The organism is Luteithermobacter gelatinilyticus, from assembly GCF_005849285.1.
In the GTDB taxonomy this organism is placed as follows: domain Bacteria; phylum Pseudomonadota; class Alphaproteobacteria; order Sphingomonadales; family Emcibacteraceae; genus Luteithermobacter; species Luteithermobacter gelatinilyticus.
The window spans coordinates 1357915-1372639 of the sequence record NZ_CP040517.1; the positions used below are offsets into that span (position 1 = coordinate 1357915).

At 51.5% G+C, this 14725-nt stretch carries 14 protein-coding genes; 4 read left to right on the top strand and 10 right to left on the bottom strand.

Annotated features, from left to right (window positions below; genetic code table 11):
• Nucleotides 1-12 precede the first annotated feature (12 nt).
• Nucleotides 13-1809, top strand: coding sequence for an ATP-binding response regulator (locus FE788_RS06030; RefSeq protein ID WP_138379792.1), 1797 nt, complete (start codon nt 13-15; stop codon nt 1807-1809).
• A 108-nt stretch (nt 1810-1917) separates the two neighbouring features.
• Here the strand turns inward: FE788_RS06030 and FE788_RS06035 are convergent, their stop codons facing one another.
• The 3 genes from FE788_RS06035 to FE788_RS06045 all read right to left on the bottom strand — a co-directional run bounded on the left by FE788_RS06035 (nt 1918) and on the right by FE788_RS06045 (nt 4307).
• A complete protein-coding gene (locus FE788_RS06035; RefSeq protein WP_210414163.1) occupies nt 1918-3012 on the bottom strand; it encodes an AI-2E family transporter in 1095 nt (364 codons plus the stop codon).
• Nucleotides 3013-3152: 140 nt separating this feature from the next.
• Nucleotides 3153-3689, bottom strand: coding sequence for an alkylhydroperoxidase, AhpD family (gene ahpD, locus FE788_RS06040; protein ID WP_138379793.1), 537 nt, complete (start codon nt 3687-3689; stop codon nt 3153-3155).
• A 78-nt stretch (nt 3690-3767) separates the two neighbouring features.
• The gene (locus tag FE788_RS06045) at nt 3768-4307 is read right to left on the bottom strand and encodes a peroxiredoxin (protein ID WP_138379794.1); all 540 of its coding nucleotides are present in this window, start codon (nt 4305-4307) and stop codon (nt 3768-3770) included.
• A gap of 122 nt (nt 4308-4429) precedes the next feature.
• Between FE788_RS06045 and FE788_RS06050 the strand changes: the two genes are divergently transcribed.
• A complete protein-coding gene (locus FE788_RS06050; RefSeq protein ID WP_138379795.1) occupies nt 4430-5311 on the top strand; it encodes a LysR substrate-binding domain-containing protein in 882 nt (293 codons plus the stop codon).
• Here FE788_RS06050 and FE788_RS06055 read toward each other — a convergent pair.
• Together FE788_RS06055 and FE788_RS06060 are read right to left on the bottom strand one after the other, a co-directional pair.
• Entirely contained in the window at nt 5306-5848 is a 543-nt protein-coding gene (locus tag FE788_RS06055; protein ID WP_138379796.1) for a methylated-DNA--[protein]-cysteine S-methyltransferase, read from the bottom strand. The genes FE788_RS06050 and FE788_RS06055 overlap by 6 nt on opposite strands.
• Entirely contained in the window at nt 5829-7358 is a 1530-nt protein-coding gene (locus FE788_RS06060; RefSeq protein ID WP_138379797.1) for a DNA-3-methyladenine glycosylase 2 family protein, read from the bottom strand. The genes FE788_RS06055 and FE788_RS06060 overlap by 20 nt, the downstream gene beginning before the upstream one ends.
• Before the next feature lie 329 nt (nt 7359-7687).
• Between FE788_RS06060 and FE788_RS06065 the strand changes: the two genes are divergently transcribed.
• Both FE788_RS06065 and FE788_RS06070 read left to right on the top strand, forming a co-directional pair.
• The gene (locus FE788_RS06065) at nt 7688-8818 is read left to right on the top strand and encodes a DUF2336 domain-containing protein (protein WP_138379798.1); all 1131 of its coding nucleotides are present in this window, start codon (nt 7688-7690) and stop codon (nt 8816-8818) included.
• Nucleotides 8819-8851: 33 nt separating this feature from the next.
• Nucleotides 8852-10531, top strand: coding sequence for a sensor histidine kinase (locus FE788_RS06070; RefSeq protein WP_168190300.1), 1680 nt, complete (start codon nt 8852-8854; stop codon nt 10529-10531).
• A gap of 62 nt (nt 10532-10593) precedes the next feature.
• On the opposite strand, the gene FE788_RS06075 is transcribed toward FE788_RS06070, so the two are convergent.
• The 5 genes from FE788_RS06075 to FE788_RS06095 all read right to left on the bottom strand — a co-directional run bounded on the left by FE788_RS06075 (nt 10594) and on the right by FE788_RS06095 (nt 14712).
• Nucleotides 10594-11091: a hypothetical protein gene (locus tag FE788_RS06075; protein WP_138379800.1), complete on the bottom strand. Its 498-nt coding sequence runs from the start codon at nt 11089-11091 to the stop codon at nt 10594-10596.
• 9 nt (nt 11092-11100) lie between these two features.
• Complete coding sequence (locus tag FE788_RS06080; protein WP_138379801.1) at nt 11101-11874, bottom strand: NAD kinase; 774 nt, start codon at nt 11872-11874, stop codon at nt 11101-11103.
• 15 nt (nt 11875-11889) lie between these two features.
• A complete protein-coding gene (gene moaA / locus FE788_RS06085; protein ID WP_138379802.1) occupies nt 11890-12882 on the bottom strand; it encodes a GTP 3',8-cyclase MoaA in 993 nt (330 codons plus the stop codon).
• Nucleotides 12883-12965: 83 nt separating this feature from the next.
• Nucleotides 12966-14084, bottom strand: coding sequence for a DUF2336 domain-containing protein (locus FE788_RS06090; RefSeq protein WP_168190301.1), 1119 nt, complete (start codon nt 14082-14084; stop codon nt 12966-12968).
• Nucleotides 14085-14301: 217 nt separating this feature from the next.
• Nucleotides 14302-14712: a flagellar basal body rod protein FlgC gene (locus tag FE788_RS06095; protein WP_138379804.1), complete on the bottom strand. Its 411-nt coding sequence runs from the start codon at nt 14710-14712 to the stop codon at nt 14302-14304.
• Nucleotides 14713-14725: the final 13 nt, after the last annotated feature.

Sequence of the window (14725 nt, forward strand, 5' to 3'; positions counted from 1 at the left end):
GACCCCTCTTTCATGCTGTTGAAAACCAGGGATCGTCATCTTGTCGCAGAACAGGTCAAATGGCATTTTGATCATGTTCCCTCCATTATGTTGCTCAATTCTGTCGTGGCTATTGTGGTGTCCTTTTGCATTGTGCAATGGGTGCCGATACAGACTGTTATCCTTTGGCTGATCGCGATTATTGTGTTGAGCGGGGTGCGGTTTGGGCATTGCCAAATGGCCCGCCAAGATGAAAAATTTGGGGATCATGCCCGCCGACATGCGTTGGCGCTTATCATATTTTCCTTTAGTTCAGGAGTGGTCTGGGGCAGTCTTGGCCTTTTGCTGCCGGTTGTGGATAATGTATTTGTGGCGGTTCTGGCGGCCACGTTATTTAACGGACTGGTGGCTGGCTCACTAGCTTCGCTTTCCAATTATAAACCGGCCTATATCGCCTTTGTGATTCCTGTCGCCCTGCCTTTTTCCCTGCGCTGTCTGCTGAGCAACGAAGACGTGCTGGTTATGGTGGGCGCGCTGGGGTTGATTTTTTTGGCCTTGAATGTGTTTTACAGCTTTCTGGCAGAAAAAGAGGTGGCCAGAACCATAAAACTCAGTCTGGAGAACAAGGATCTCATTGAGCGGTTGAAGCGGGAAAAGGAAAACGCCGAAGCTGCTCGCGAAATCGCGGTCAGGAACAATGAAGCCAAAACCCGGTTTTTGGCTACCGCCAGCCATGACCTGCGCCAACCCCTTCATGCCATGGGCTTTTTTGTGGAAGCCTTGGTCATGGAAGCCACGACGCCGAAACTGGTTGCTTTGGCAAAAAAGGTGGATAATTCACTTGAGGCCCTGCGAGACCTCCTGACCAGCCTGCTGGATCTGTCGAAAATCGAAGCCGGCATTCTTAGTCCCACTAAAGTCCATTTCGATCTCGGGGACATCATTGAGGAAATTAAAAACGATTTTATTCCCGAGGCTCAGGCAAAGGGACTCTCCCTGGAGTTTGAGGACTGTAACGATGTCATTGTCTACAGTGACCGGGCCATGCTGAGCCGGATTATCCGCAATCTGATTTCCAACGCCATTCGTTATACGCATTTTGGTTTTGTCAAAGTGCATTATGAACGCCATCCAACCACACTGGCCATCCAGGTGAGCGATAGCGGGCCAGGCATTCCGGCCGATAAGTGCCAGGAGGTGTTCAGGGAATTCTTTCAACTTGGCAACCCGGAGCGGGACCGGCAAAAGGGACTGGGACTTGGTCTGTCCATCGTGGAAGGGTTATGCCGTTTGCTCAAACACCCAATCACCCTGAGATCGGAAGAAGGCAAGGGGACCACATTCTCCGTCCAGATCCCCCTGGGTGATAAAACCCGGATCATCACTCCCCAAGAACGCGGTAAACAGCTGGTGATGGAACAGACATATCAAATCCTGGTAATTGATGACGAAGAAAGCTCTCGGGACAGCATGCGGGAAATGATCTCCTTATGGGGGCATCGGGTTTATGCCTTTGAGGGGCCCGCGGCGGCGGAACTTTTTATCGACTTTGAAGGGTATGAGCCGGATCTGATTATTGCAGACTATCGCCTGAAGGATGGTCTGACCGGGGATCAGGCCATCCGCAAGCTGCAGGCTTCACTCGGCCGCGAGGTGCCCGGGTTGATTGTGACGGCTGATACGGAAAAAGAGCGCATCCGGGATGCGAAGAAAAGTGGTTTTATTTTGCTCCACAAACCCGTGCATCCCGCCAAATTACGCAGTGTGATGACCTATATAATCAATCAAAAAGACATCACTCAAAAAAACGATCTACCAACAAATAGCTGAATCCGAGCAGTACCCATATGAACCCTGCCAGCAGGATACGGATCAGACTTAGGGACCGGGGGCAGGGAGCTGTCCTTGGTCTCATTCAGGGGGCAACTTCTTCACCATTCACTCTAGATTTGTTTTGAAAGCATTGCGATAGATGCCCAGAACCGTGATCATGACCGCCGCGAGTACAGGGCCCAGAATGATCCCCACGGCGCCAAACGCGCCAAGGCCGCCCAGAGTACTGACCAGCACCAGAAGGTCCGGCATTTTCGTATCCCGCTGCACCAGGCGGGGCCTGAGAATATTATCGACCATGCCAACAATCAGTACGCCCCACAGGATGAGCCCGACGGCGGAAAGATATTGACCATTCAGGGCCAGATAAATGACGGCTGGAATCCAGATCAGCCCGACTCCGATCCCTGGAATCGCTGAAATCAACACCACGATCAGGCCCCAGAATATGGCCCCGTTAATCCCCACAGCCCAAAAGGCCAGTCCCAAAAGCAATCCCTGAAGAGAGCCAATGATCAGAATGCTTTTCAGCATGGCCCGGGACATGAACAACCCTTTTTCCCGGATCAGGATGCGATCATCCTCACTCAGTGGCAGATGCCGGGAAATCACATCAATGGTCCCATGTCCCCAGATCAGGAAAAAAAACATGGCATAAAACAGGATAAAAAAATCAACCAGCATACGCGCGGTGCCCTGTGTTGCGGCGGACAGCATCTTGACAATAAAACCGCTTGCCGTGCCGGCCCATTCCGCGAGCTTTGAGAGGATTGTTGACTTATACAATACCAGTTCTTCGCTAAAGGGTAGCCAGGCCGGCAACAGCTCCTTAAGCGCGCCGGGCTGATTGATCTGTTGTTCAATCCAGGTGATGGCGACCTGGGAGATTTTCAATCCTTCGGCCGCGGCCAGTGATAAAATCCCCACCAGCGGGATGCCCACCCCGATAATTAGAACAATCAACAGGAGGACAGCAGTGACGGCGCGGTGCCGTTCTCCCAAAACGGCAAGCAGACGGTCATAAAAAGGCTGTAGAAGTGCACTGAAAATGGATGCCATCAGAATGACAATAATATAATCGCGGACCACCCAGAGAAAAAAGGCGGAAACCAGAAGCACCAGGATGATGATAAAACTTTTGCGTTGCGGCATGTAGGAAAATTCTTCTTCTGCCGGTTTTTGTCTGTCTGAATCTGGCATATAACTATCCTGCCTCCCCACGAGCTTCTGCGTCAGTCAGAGACAGTTTATGGGCTTAAGTTGTTTCGGCAAAGCAAAAAAGCCCGGCCCTGCGGGCCGGGAAGTTCAGAGGTATGATGGGAGGGAGGAATAAGCGTTCCTTAACTGTAATCTTCGATGGTGAGCACCTGAGCTGCCGCAGAGATGACGGCGGCAATGCGAATAGCGGACTGAATGCCGGTTTTACTGATGCCGGCTTTAAGCACTTCGTGAACATGGGCTTCAATACACATGGCACAGCCATTGATGGCGCTTACGGCAAGGGAATACAGTTCGAAATCGACTTTCTCGATGCCGGGACGCCCAATGACATTCATACGCAGCTTCGCAGGCAGTTTGCGATAATCCGTGTCGCTGACCATATGGGTGAAACGGTAATAGACATTGTTCATGCCCATGATTGTAGCGGCGGCTTTGGCGGCAGTCATTTCTTCGGTTGTGATTTTATCTTCCGTCTCCAAGGTAAGGCTTTCGATGACGGTCTTGTTCCTTGTAGCATAGGCACTGGCCAGCGCGATGCCGTAAATCTGACGTTGGCTGAGGTCCTCAGCGCCTTCTTCCGACAAAACGGCGGACAGGTTGAGTTTGATATCCTTGGCATAGTCGGGCAGGCGTGATTTCAGGTCCTGTATTGACATAATTGATCCTTTCTTCTGACAGCTTGGGGAGGGACACGGGCGAAAGCGCAGACATATCGCCCGTGCAGGTGAGCAAGGTTAACTTATCTTGAGGGTTTCCTGCCCTTTTTCCCAGTTACAGGGGCAGAGTTCATCGGTTTGCAGGGCATCAAGAACCCGCAGGACTTCCTTGGGGTTACGGCCCACATTCATGTCGGTCACCATGACAAACCGCACGATACCGTCCGGATCAATGATGAATACTGCCCGCTGGGCGACGCCGGCCTCAGGGTCGATAATGCCGAGGGCGGAGGACAGGTCGCGTTTGACATCGGCCAGCATGGGGAAGGGCAGGTCCCGCAATTCCTCTTTATCATTACGCCAGGCAAGGTGGACGAACTCACTGTCGATGCTGGCACCGAGGATCTGGGCGTCCCGGTCTTCAAATTCTTCGTTCATTTCCCCGAAGGCGGCGATTTCCGTCGGACAGACAAAGGTGAAATCCTTCGGCCAGAAAAACAGAACCTGCCATTTCCCAGCATAGGTTTTATCGGTTATTTCCGTAAATGCGGAATTGATGTCAGTGGATACTGTGGCCTGTACGCGAAATTCGGGAAGTTTTTGCCCTACACTAATCATATTTGTCTCCTGTTGGTTCCTTGAGTGTTGTTGATAGAAGGAACCTAAGAGATCTCGTGCAATATGTACAATATATTGATTTTAGTATATCAATAAGAAAAAGTTATTTATGAGGTTTTCTGATGAACATACGGGATTTCACTTACCTGGTGGCGGTGGCGGAGAAAAGGCATTTCGGCCGGGCAGCGGAACTCTGCCATGTGAGCCAGCCGGCGCTGAGCATGCAACTGAAAAAGCTGGAAGACATATTGGGGGTTAAGCTGTTTGAACGAACCAACAAATCGGTCATGATCACGGAAGCCGGGCGGCATATTGTGGAGCGGGCGCGGGTAATACTTCAGGAAGTGGAAAATATCCGCGAGATTGCTGCCGGGTTTTCCGATCCTTTTTCCGGGCGAATTCTGTTTGGGGCTTTTCCGACCCTGGCGCCATATCTGTTGCCCAAAATTATACCGGCTCTGCATAAATTCTATCCCAATCTGTCTTTATATCTGGTGGAGGAAAAAACCGAAGTTCTGGTAGAAAAAATCAAAACCGGGGTGATTGAGGCCGCGCTTCTGGCCATGCCGGTGGAAGAAGACCTTTTAGATCATGAAAGTCTGTTTAGCGAAAAATTCCTACTGGCCCTACCGGCGGGGCACCCATTGGCGTCACGACCTCAAATCAAGTTGGAAGATATTCGTCATGAAAGTCTGTTGTTGCTGGAAGAAGGGCATTGTCTGCGAACACAGGCTCTGGAAGTTTGTACCCTTGTGGGGGCACAGGAAAACACCGAATTCCGGGCCACAAGCCTGGAAACCTTGCGACAGATGGTCGCGACCAATGTGGGCATGACATTGATTCCGGAATTCGCTGTTCGCGAACAAGAAGGAATAGTATATCTGCCTTTTGCCGAGCCGGCCCCGGCGCGGACCATCGCCCTGTATTATCGTAAGACCACAGTGCGCCGGGATGTGCTGGTGGGGATTGCTAACCATATCCGGGAACTGATCATCCCGTCATGACTTTGTCTGAAACAGGGTGAGGGGGGTGTGGTGGGCGTGCTCATGCGCCAGGAGAGCTTTCTTGCGCGCCAGCCCCCCGGCATATCCTGTCAATTTCCCGTTGGCCCCAATGACCCTATGGCAGGGCACCACGATGGCGATCGGGTTCAGGCCGTTGGTCATCCCGACAGCCCGGACAGCGGTAGGATGTCCGATATAATGGGCAAGTTCGCCATAGGTCCAGGTCGTCCCGGCCGGAATGTTCCGCAACGCCCGCCAGACTTTTTTCTGAAAAGTGGTGCCTTCCATTTCAACATCGATTTTCTCAAGCCGGTCCAGTTCGCCGTCAAAATAGGCTGCCAGCGTATCGCGTAATTCAGAATTTCGCTCGGGCCGTATTTCTATTGCGCCATATCTTTTTTGCAGGAGTTTGGCCATGCGCGCTTCATAGTCTTCGAAATCAAGAGCGCACAGACGCGAGCCGCGGCTGACGGCGAAAAGGCGGCCTACGGGGCTGTCGATGGTGTCGAGTGTAAAGTCAGCAGTGCAGGAGGTCATGAGGTTTTTCCCCTGTTGTGTCTTGAGTGAGCGAGGCCCAGAGATAAAGGGCGGCATAGGCCCGAAACGGTCGCCAGGCTTCGGCGCGTTTCAGGAGTTCCTGTGATGAGGGCTTGCGTCCATTTAAGGCGCAGGCTTTCAGCAAGCCGAGATCGGCGGCCGGAAACGCATCCGTTTCCCCCAAGGCCCGCATGGCGACATAATTTGCGGTCCACGGGCCGATGCCCCTGATCCGGCACAGCCGGGTGACGATGTCGTCCACAGTATGGCCTGACTGAAAAAAATCCGGTCTTTCCGCCACGGTTTCAGCGAGCTCCCGCAGGGTCCGTTGACGGGCGCGCGGTAGGCCGATACAGCCAAGGTTTGCCTTGGCGACCTGGTGCGGCGTGGGAAAAACCAGATCTGTCTCCTGGTCTGTATTTTGTGAGGGGGCTGGTTGAGGAGGCAGGCCATTGCAGAGGCGAACCAGGCGACTGATCAGCGTTGTGGCGCCCTTGACGCTCACTTGCTGGCCGAGCACAGCCCGAACCGTCATTTCAAAAGGGTCCCAGCAGCCGGGAATTCTGAGTGTACCATAGTGTCGGATCAAAGGGGCAAGCAGGGCGTCCCGTTGCAGGAATTCCGCAATCGCTGAAACAGGGCTGTCCAGGTCAAAAAGCCGACGTATTTTGGCGACCAGCAAAGGCAATACCGTGATGTCCGGATAATCAATCCGGGCATACAAAAGATGGTTCTGTGGGCAATGTTCGATGTGAAACCGGCCTCTTTTCCCCTGAAATATAAAGTTGCGACCATATCCGGTTGCGCTGATGTGTTCTATGCCGGAAATGGCGCGGGGTTTCCAGAAGGCGATCAGGCCGTGCCAGTCGAAGGGCGGGGCATAGTCCAGTCGCAATGTGAGCAGCCGGGCTTCTCCTTCGGGGGCAGATGGCGTGTACCGCCGCATATCCCGTGGAGTCATCTTGTAGGCTCTTTTAAAGGCGTCATTAAATCGTCTGAGGCTGTTAAAACCAGCCGCCAGCGCCACCTCGGTCAGGGGCAGAGCGGTTTCCGTAATAAGCTGTTTGGCGAACAGCAGCCGGCGGGTTGTGGCGATCTGTTTCGGAGAAGCCCCAAGATGCTGCTCAAAAAGCCGACGTAAATGGCGTGCTCCTAGACCAACTCTGTTTGACAGTTCCTCCAACGAGCCGTCATTCAGGGCTCCTTCCTCAATCAGCCGCAGGGCACGGGAAACCGTTGCGGAGGTACCCTGCCAGCCGGGTAAATGTGGAGCCACCTCCGGCCGGCATCGCAAACAGGGGCGGAATCCTGCCGCCTCGGCAGCAGCGGCGGTTGGCAGAAACAGGCAGTTTTCACGTTTGGGCGTACGGGCCGGACAGATCGGACGACAATAGATGCCCGTGCTAAGGACTGCGGTGAAAAAGCGGCCGTCGTAACGACGGTCCCGAGTGCTCAACGCCGTATAACATTCGTCTTGGGTCAGTTTTGCAAGGTATTCCTGATGTGTCATGGCGGGAGAGTAACACATTGGAGCCTGAAAACTCGCCATTTTCGGACTCAAATGCAGGATTTAATTCCATCACAACCATTTTTTGTGGTCATACGGGATTGTACTATGTCTTTTTTGTTTCAACAAAACATGTTCTGCTCTAAGTTAACTCTTTATTGAACAAATAGTTATAAATCTCCCCAAGGAAATTTGCGCGTATTCCTCAGGTAATTTTTATGATTTTTTAACGCTCGGTATAATACTGTAGGTAGGAAAAGATAGTTAAAACTGTCGGACACTTGATTCCGTGCTCTGGATGAGCAGAGATAACAAACAGGCAGAAGAACCTTATGGGTGCTATGCAAAATGGATATAATGCAGAAGATCTTATAAGTCTTGCACAGAACAAGACGATCTCCGCCCGTAATGAACTGGTGGAAAATATCGCTGATCTTTTTCTGTCTCCTGCTGGTCGCCTGAATGAACATGAACGGGCGCTCATGAGCGATATACTCTCCAAGCTGATCCTGAATGTGGAAAAACATATCCGTAAGGATCTGGCCGCTCGTCTCGCCACTCATACAGATATTTCTTCCGAGCTGGTGGCCATACTTGCCAATGACAGCATCGAGGTCGCACGCCCCGTCCTGGAACAAAGCAGCCTGTTGAAAGATGCGGATTTGATTGAAATTATCCGCAATCGGACTGATGCGCATCGTATGGCCATTGCCATCCGGGAACATGTCAGTGAAGACGTCAGCGATTCCCTGCTGAAGCATGGCGGTGAAGACGTGATCGAGGCATTGATCCGCAATGAGAATGCGGAAATTTCACGGCAGTCCATGGAATATCTGGTGGCAGAATCTAAAACCTTTGACAGGTTTCAGGAACCTTTGCTTAACCGTCAGGATTTGCCGCCGGATCTGGCCTATCGGATGTATTGGTGGGTTTCCGCGGTACTTAGGCGCAAGATCATCACTGAATTTGACGTGGATGAGGTGGTGTTGGATGATGCATTGGAAATGGCCACTAAACACAGCCTGCAAAATTATGACGATCCCAACAGCGCCATGAAGGAGGCCCAAAAGCTGGCCCGGAAACTGACCGAGGCGGGCAAGCTTGATGCGCGGTTTGTCTTGCAATGTCTGCGCCAGCAAAAAGTCAACCTTGCGGTGGCCTGTCTTGGGGAAATCAGTGGCCTGAATGTTCGCATTATCTGGCGCGCATTCCGGGAAAGAACTGGGGAAAGTTTGGCCGTAATTGCCAAGTCGATTGATCTAAATAAAGAAGATTTTACGTCATTATTTTTGTTGGTAATGCAGGCTCGGACCGGCGGCAAGGCCCGGGCGACAAGTTTGCTGAAATCTATACTTGTATTGTATAATGATATAAAACCAAAAAATGCCAAAACGGCGGTCCGATTCTGGCAGCGGGACTTTGGCTACCAGAATGCACTGGCGGATGTAAAAAAAGCGATATGAGCCATGCACGGGAAACAGGGGAATGTTGAGGGGATGACACAGGCGGCGGCCATGCGGCAAGCTGACAATCGTACGATCGTACCCATGGAAATGGTGCAGAAGCTGCGCCAGAAACGGCGCAGAAGTGAAAAAAACGGGTCGGCAAAACTGATTGACCAGGTTCAGGCCCTGCTGGAACACATGAATATCGACGACAGTGTACCGCTTTATGTGGCGTCGGTATCCGGGGAGCTAATTTTTGTCAATGACGCCTACAGGAATCTGGCGCACCGTTCCGCTCAGATCGGGTTTCCTGCGCCTCCGGAAAAAGGCAACAGCCTGCCGCCCAGCCTGGTTGCGATTCTCAATGAAGTGCAACTGACCCGCCAGACCGTGACGACAGAGGAACAGATCGTGATGGAGGGGATAGTGCGTCTGTACCGGTCACGGCATTTTCCCATTTGTGATGACAATGGCTATGTGATTGCTGTGGGGGGCACCTATGTGGACTGCACCAAGCAACATCAAAGCGTGCAGGACGAAACCCTGATGCAGCAAAGGTTCCGGGATTTTGCCCGGGCCACGTCCGACTGGTACTGGGAAGTGGATCGTGAATACAAGATAACCTTTGTTTCTGATCGTCTGACGGCTTTGACCGGGGTGCCGGCCTTTATGATGCATGGCAAACGGTTTGAAGAACTCGGCCGGCTGAAAAAAGATCATGACGGCCAGGAAATAACCTGTGATGATTTTATGGATGAATACAAGCCGTTCCGGGATTATCTCTTGTTGCTTAAAGGACAGGACGACGAGGAAATTTATATCCATTTAAGTGGGGTACCGCTGTTTGATTCTGTGACCGGCGCTTTTCAGGGATACCGGGGGGCGGGAATGGACGTCACCGCCAATTACAAGGCGCGTTTTGAAACATTGGCTATTCAGAAGTCGCTGGAAAATACGCTAGAGGAATTGACCAATAAAAATATCCAGCTCGATATGGCTTCTGCTACGGCAGAAGCGGCGCTGTCGGCAAAAAGTGAATTTCTGGCGGCCATGAGTCATGAACTGAGAACGCCGCTGAATGCCATTATCGGTTTTGCCGAGGCCATGAAAATGCAGGTGTTTGGCGAACTCAACCCTCAATATGTGAATTATAGCAAGGATATCATGAATGCGGGGCGCCATCTGCTGGAATTGATCAATGACGTGTTGGATGTGGCGGTTCTGGAAAGCGGGAAGCTGTCTCTGGATATTACGGAAGTGCCCCTGGATGACATTATTCAGAAAGCGCTGAACCTGACGATCCTGCGGGCCCAAAGCAAACATCTGGATACGGAAAATGTGATAATACCTGACGGTATTATGGTCAAGGTTGACGAACGTCGTGCGACGCAGATTTTTGTGAATCTATTGAGCAATGCGGTCAAATTTACCCCTGAATATGGTCAAATCGGCGTCCGGGTGAAAAAAATTGATCCCTATTATATTGGTGTAACGGTCTGGGATACGGGGATCGGCATCCCGCAGGATCAACAGGATCTAGTGTTCGAAAAATTCCACCAGGCAACGGACAATGTGTATTCCCGCAAGGAGGAAGGGACAGGGCTTGGATTGCATATTTCCCGGCACCTGGCGCAACAAATGGGTGGGGACATCGAACTTCACAGTGTTGTTAACGAAGGTTCCGAATTTACCGTCATCCTTCCTGTGGCCCAATCATCTCGGACAAAATAGGTATCATTAACCGGGACCTGATAGGGGGATGGGCAAACCCATCACGTCACGATTTTCCTGATTCAGATATTTTCTTCAGACATTTTCAGGACGATCTGTCGTAGGCCAGCAAGGATCGCCTGCGCTTCCCCGGTGGAGGTTGTCGCGTTCTGTCCACTGGTTAATACCGCCTGAAGGGCATGGATATGAGCCACGAGTCCGGCCAGATAGTTCTTGTGTTCCTGGGAACATTTATCCAGCATTTCACATATAGAGGCGCAGATATCACCGATCAGATCATATCCCAACGATCCGGCCAGTCCCTTGGTTTCAAACGCCAGATGATAAAGTTGTGTCTTTTCAGGTGCAGGGACGGGATGTTTTTGGCGAAAATCTTCCAAGGCGTGTTTTATGTTATCTAGATCCTGAAAAAGGGTTGCGGCAATGTCGGCGCTTATTTTTTTCATGGCGACTTCGGCCTTGCGGATCGCCACCTCACCTGATGAGGCCGGAATGCCCTTTGCTTTCATTTTCAGGTGATTGGGTGGGGTGACAATCTTGCTCCGATTTGTAGCGGTCATGGCATTCCCCTAGTTGATGAATTGTTCATTCAGAATGCGTTCTTCCAGTGTATGTTCCTTATCAAATAACAGGGTGATCTCAACGGATTTGTCTTGCTCTACCGTTACAGAAGTCACGTCACGTACTTCTTTGATGTCAGCGACGGCGCTGACCGGCCGTTTTTCCGGTTGTAGTATTTCCAGCCGGATTTTGGCTTCCTGCGGCAAAAGGGCCCCACGCCAGCGGCGGGGGCGGAACGCGCTGATCGGGGTTAGGGCCAGAATATCGGCATTGAGCGGCAGGATCGGGCCGTGAGCCGAGAGGTTGTAGGCCGTGCTGCCGGCCGGAGTAGCCACCAGAACGCCATCACAGACCAGTTCTTCAAGCCGCTGCCGGTCATCCACATATATTCTGATTCTGGCGGTCTGGCGGGTTTCCCGCAGCAGGGAAACCTCGTTAATCGCCAGGGCCGCATGAGTTTCGCCGGAAGTGGTGACCGCCGTCATTTTCAATGGATGAAACCGGAAGGCTTCGGCCTGACTGATGCGGTCGTGCAGATGGTCGGTATGAAACTGATTCAACAAAAAACCGACTGTGCCGCAATTCATGCCAAAAATAGGGCGTTCATCATGCATCAGGTCATGAATAAGATGCAGCATAAAGCCGTCACCGCCAAGAGCCACAATCACGTCAGCCTGATCCAACGGTACAAAGTCATGATGTTTTTTAAGTTCTTCTGCGGCTTGGGTGGCAATTTCCGTGTCGCTGTTGACGAGGGCGAGTTTTTGGTTGACATGCGGCATAGGTGCGTTCCGTTGTTATCCGCCGGTGGTGTTCATGAAACGTTGAAGCGTCGGTTTGTCATCTTGCGGGTCAATGATGAAATAATGGCGTTCCGGTTTTTGGGAAATGGCGTTGTGCAGGGCTTCTTCCACTTGGGCGACATCTCCTGGATAGGCGCGCAGCACCTGGCGCAAATCAACTTTATCGTCATGCCCGAGACACATATACAATTCCCCCGTACAGGTCAGCCTGATCCGGTTGCAACTGTCACAGAAATTGTGGCTCATCGGGGTAATCATTCCCAGTTTGGTTTTGCTGCCTTCCACAGTGTAATACCGGGCGGGGCCGCCGCTGCTGTGGGAACTGGCTTTAAGAGGCCAACGACTTTTCAGATCTTCAAGTTTGGGAGCAAGCGGCAGATATTGATCGGCGCGAATGACGTTCACGGCGCCCAGCGGCATGGTCTCAATCAGTGTCAGGTCCATTTCTTCCGCTACGCACCAGGCGAGCATGTCGTCAATTTCCGTGTCATTGATTCCTTTAAGCGCGACCATGTTGATTTTAACAGACAGGCCGGCTTTTTTCGCAGCCCTAATGCCCTGCATCACCTGATCCAGGCGTCCCCAGCGGGTAATGGTCCTGAATAGTTCCGGCTCCAGCGTATCCAAGGAGACATTGATCCGGCGCATCCCCGCCGCATAAAGATCGGCGGCATATTTTTCTAGCTGGCTGCCATTGGTGGTCAGGGTGAGCTCATCCAGTTCACCGTTATGCACATATTCGCCCAAATGACGGATCAGGGAAATGATGTTTTTCCTGACTAAAGGCTCCCCACCGGTGAGCCGGATTTTTTTGATCCCCCGGCGGATAAAGACATGACATAAAAGTTCCAGTTCCTCCAAGGAAAGGATTTCGCTTTTCGGCAAAAATGTCATGTTTTCTGCCATGCAATACTGGCATCTGAAGTCACAGCGATCTGTGACAGAAAGCCTGAGATAGGTAATATGTCTCCCGAACGGGTCGATCATGTTTGGCCCTGATAGCTGAACTGATACTGTCTTTATAAACGGATGCGGGAAACTTTTCCATGAAAGATATGAGAAAAGTATCGTCAGGAGGGAGGGGGTGTTTCGGTGCGGATCACTTTTGCCAGTGTCTCTCGCGCCTGTTGTCGGTCCATGCGGACAAATTGTTCAAACGCCTTGTCGATTTCCTTTTGTTCAAGGCGGGTATCCATGTTGCGGGCTTCCCGGGTCAGGCGAAAGATAGTGAGAAAAACACTGCGGTCTATCCCAACGGCGTGACAGGCCAGAGCCAGGGTATCGGCCCCCTGGTCATACAGAATGGATTGTAACACCTGACGGGGCATGTCCGCCATGCGGGCAAAGCTGATTTCAAAAAGATTGATTTGTCCCTGCCGGAGGGTTTTCATCAGAAAAGCGGGACCCAGCTTGTTCGCCTTATGCAGTTTTTCCACAAGGCGTTCCTCCGAACTGTTCCTTTGATGAAGGGCCTGGGCGCCGTTTTCCTGATTCAGCGTGTCCAGCGTGCGCGCCAGAATATCCCTGATTTCCTGTTCGGAGATGTTGTGAACCTTGAGGATAAGATCCTTGAGATCATCTGAAACCCACTGATACATTTTGGAATAAAATTCCTGTGGCAGGTCCGGCCGTTCGATGAGGGGGGATTGCAGGGCCGTTTTCTCCCGGGACTGTTCCACCAGAATATTCAGGGTTTCATTGTCAATTCTGGCGCCATGATTGCTGAGCAGGGTCAAGACAACGTCGTCGTTGCCCATATGGACCAGTTCCCGGCACACTTTCGCGGAAAGATATTTGCGCGCGGCGATGCTGAACTGATGCTGGATGGTTTTATGCCGGATGATCCGGACCAGATTGTCGTCTGACAGCAGTTTACTCAACAACAGAACCGGGCGGGCCACTTCGATTTCGTCATTGGCCAGAAGAATGATCAGCTCAGGGGATGTATCTTCGCGATCCGCCAGCCTTTCAGCCAGTTTTTTGCGCACCTCCATTTCGACATGATGAAGAATACTGCCCAGAATATCAGCCATCAGGGCCGTTTCCCGGTCGGTCAGATCTTTGTGTCGTCTTTCGAGAAGGTCAACGATCGCCTGAAACAGCTCTGTTCGCCCTGATGTTGACTTCTGATGAGCCAATTCAATCAGGCCGCTGATTTCCCGGTCCAGATTTCCTCCTTGTGGGGGCATACTCATTTACTCAATAAGTCATATGGCTTTTTATATTAGCAGGGTACAAACTTACCCGAAAACAAGCGTGTTATCCAACTTATAGCGCAAATGTAAATGAAACCTTGCTAAAAAGTTAAACTTCTTTCTTTTTATCAATAAGTTGTATAGGAATTGTTATCTTTTTTATGAGAAAGACATTGTAATTTATTGTTTTTCTATAGTGTTTGGTAAGATATCAGAAGTCTTTTAGGAATTTGTGCAGGGTGTTATCAAGTTCTGCAAGCACCTTGGCATTGGTTTCGTACGCCGATGTGGCGCGGATCATCTCACTCAACTCAACGAATTCATTGACATTGGGGGTGTTGACATACCCCTTGGGGCCGGCCACAGGGGATGTCGGGTCATAAACTGCAAGATGCGCCGGCGAGACGGGAACCGGATGGGCTTTTACCCCGCCGAACCTGTTGGTTGTCTGAACCGTTTTCTGGGGAAGGTAGGCTTTACTGCCGCGCAAACCGGCAGAGAATGTTTCATCGCCTTCAGGCGTAGAGGTAGTACGGGCATTAACGATATTGCTGGCGGCAATAGTCATCCGTGTGGAGGAGGCCAGAAGTCCGGAAAGACTTGTCTTAATCGCATTCAACATGGGGCGGTTCCCT

Excerpts from the sequence above, each read along its gene's own strand:
- FE788_RS06030 (WP_138379792.1), top strand. The coding sequence starts at position 13 with ATGCTGTTGAAAACCAGGGATCGTCATCTTGTCGCAGAACAGGTCAAA.
- FE788_RS06035 (WP_210414163.1), bottom strand. The coding sequence starts at position 3,012 with ATGCCAGATTCAGACAGACAAAAACCGGCAGAAGAAGAATTTTCCTAC.
- ahpD (WP_138379793.1), bottom strand. The coding sequence starts at position 3,689 with ATGTCAATACAGGACCTGAAATCACGCCTGCCCGACTATGCCAAGGAT.
- FE788_RS06045 (WP_138379794.1), bottom strand. The coding sequence starts at position 4,307 with ATGATTAGTGTAGGGCAAAAACTTCCCGAATTTCGCGTACAGGCCACA.
- FE788_RS06050 (WP_138379795.1), top strand. The coding sequence starts at position 4,430 with ATGAACATACGGGATTTCACTTACCTGGTGGCGGTGGCGGAGAAAAGG.
- FE788_RS06055 (WP_138379796.1), bottom strand. The coding sequence starts at position 5,848 with ATGACCTCCTGCACTGCTGACTTTACACTCGACACCATCGACAGCCCC.
- FE788_RS06060 (WP_138379797.1), bottom strand. The coding sequence starts at position 7,358 with ATGACACATCAGGAATACCTTGCAAAACTGACCCAAGACGAATGTTAT.
- FE788_RS06065 (WP_138379798.1), top strand. The coding sequence starts at position 7,688 with ATGGGTGCTATGCAAAATGGATATAATGCAGAAGATCTTATAAGTCTT.
- FE788_RS06070 (WP_168190300.1), top strand. The coding sequence starts at position 8,852 with ATGACACAGGCGGCGGCCATGCGGCAAGCTGACAATCGTACGATCGTA.
- FE788_RS06075 (WP_138379800.1), bottom strand. The coding sequence starts at position 11,091 with ATGACCGCTACAAATCGGAGCAAGATTGTCACCCCACCCAATCACCTG.
- FE788_RS06080 (WP_138379801.1), bottom strand. The coding sequence starts at position 11,874 with ATGCCGCATGTCAACCAAAAACTCGCCCTCGTCAACAGCGACACGGAA.
- moaA (WP_138379802.1), bottom strand. The coding sequence starts at position 12,882 with ATGATCGACCCGTTCGGGAGACATATTACCTATCTCAGGCTTTCTGTC.
- FE788_RS06090 (WP_168190301.1), bottom strand. The coding sequence starts at position 14,084 with ATGCCCCCACAAGGAGGAAATCTGGACCGGGAAATCAGCGGCCTGATT.
- FE788_RS06095 (WP_138379804.1), bottom strand. The coding sequence starts at position 14,712 with ATGTTGAATGCGATTAAGACAAGTCTTTCCGGACTTCTGGCCTCCTCC.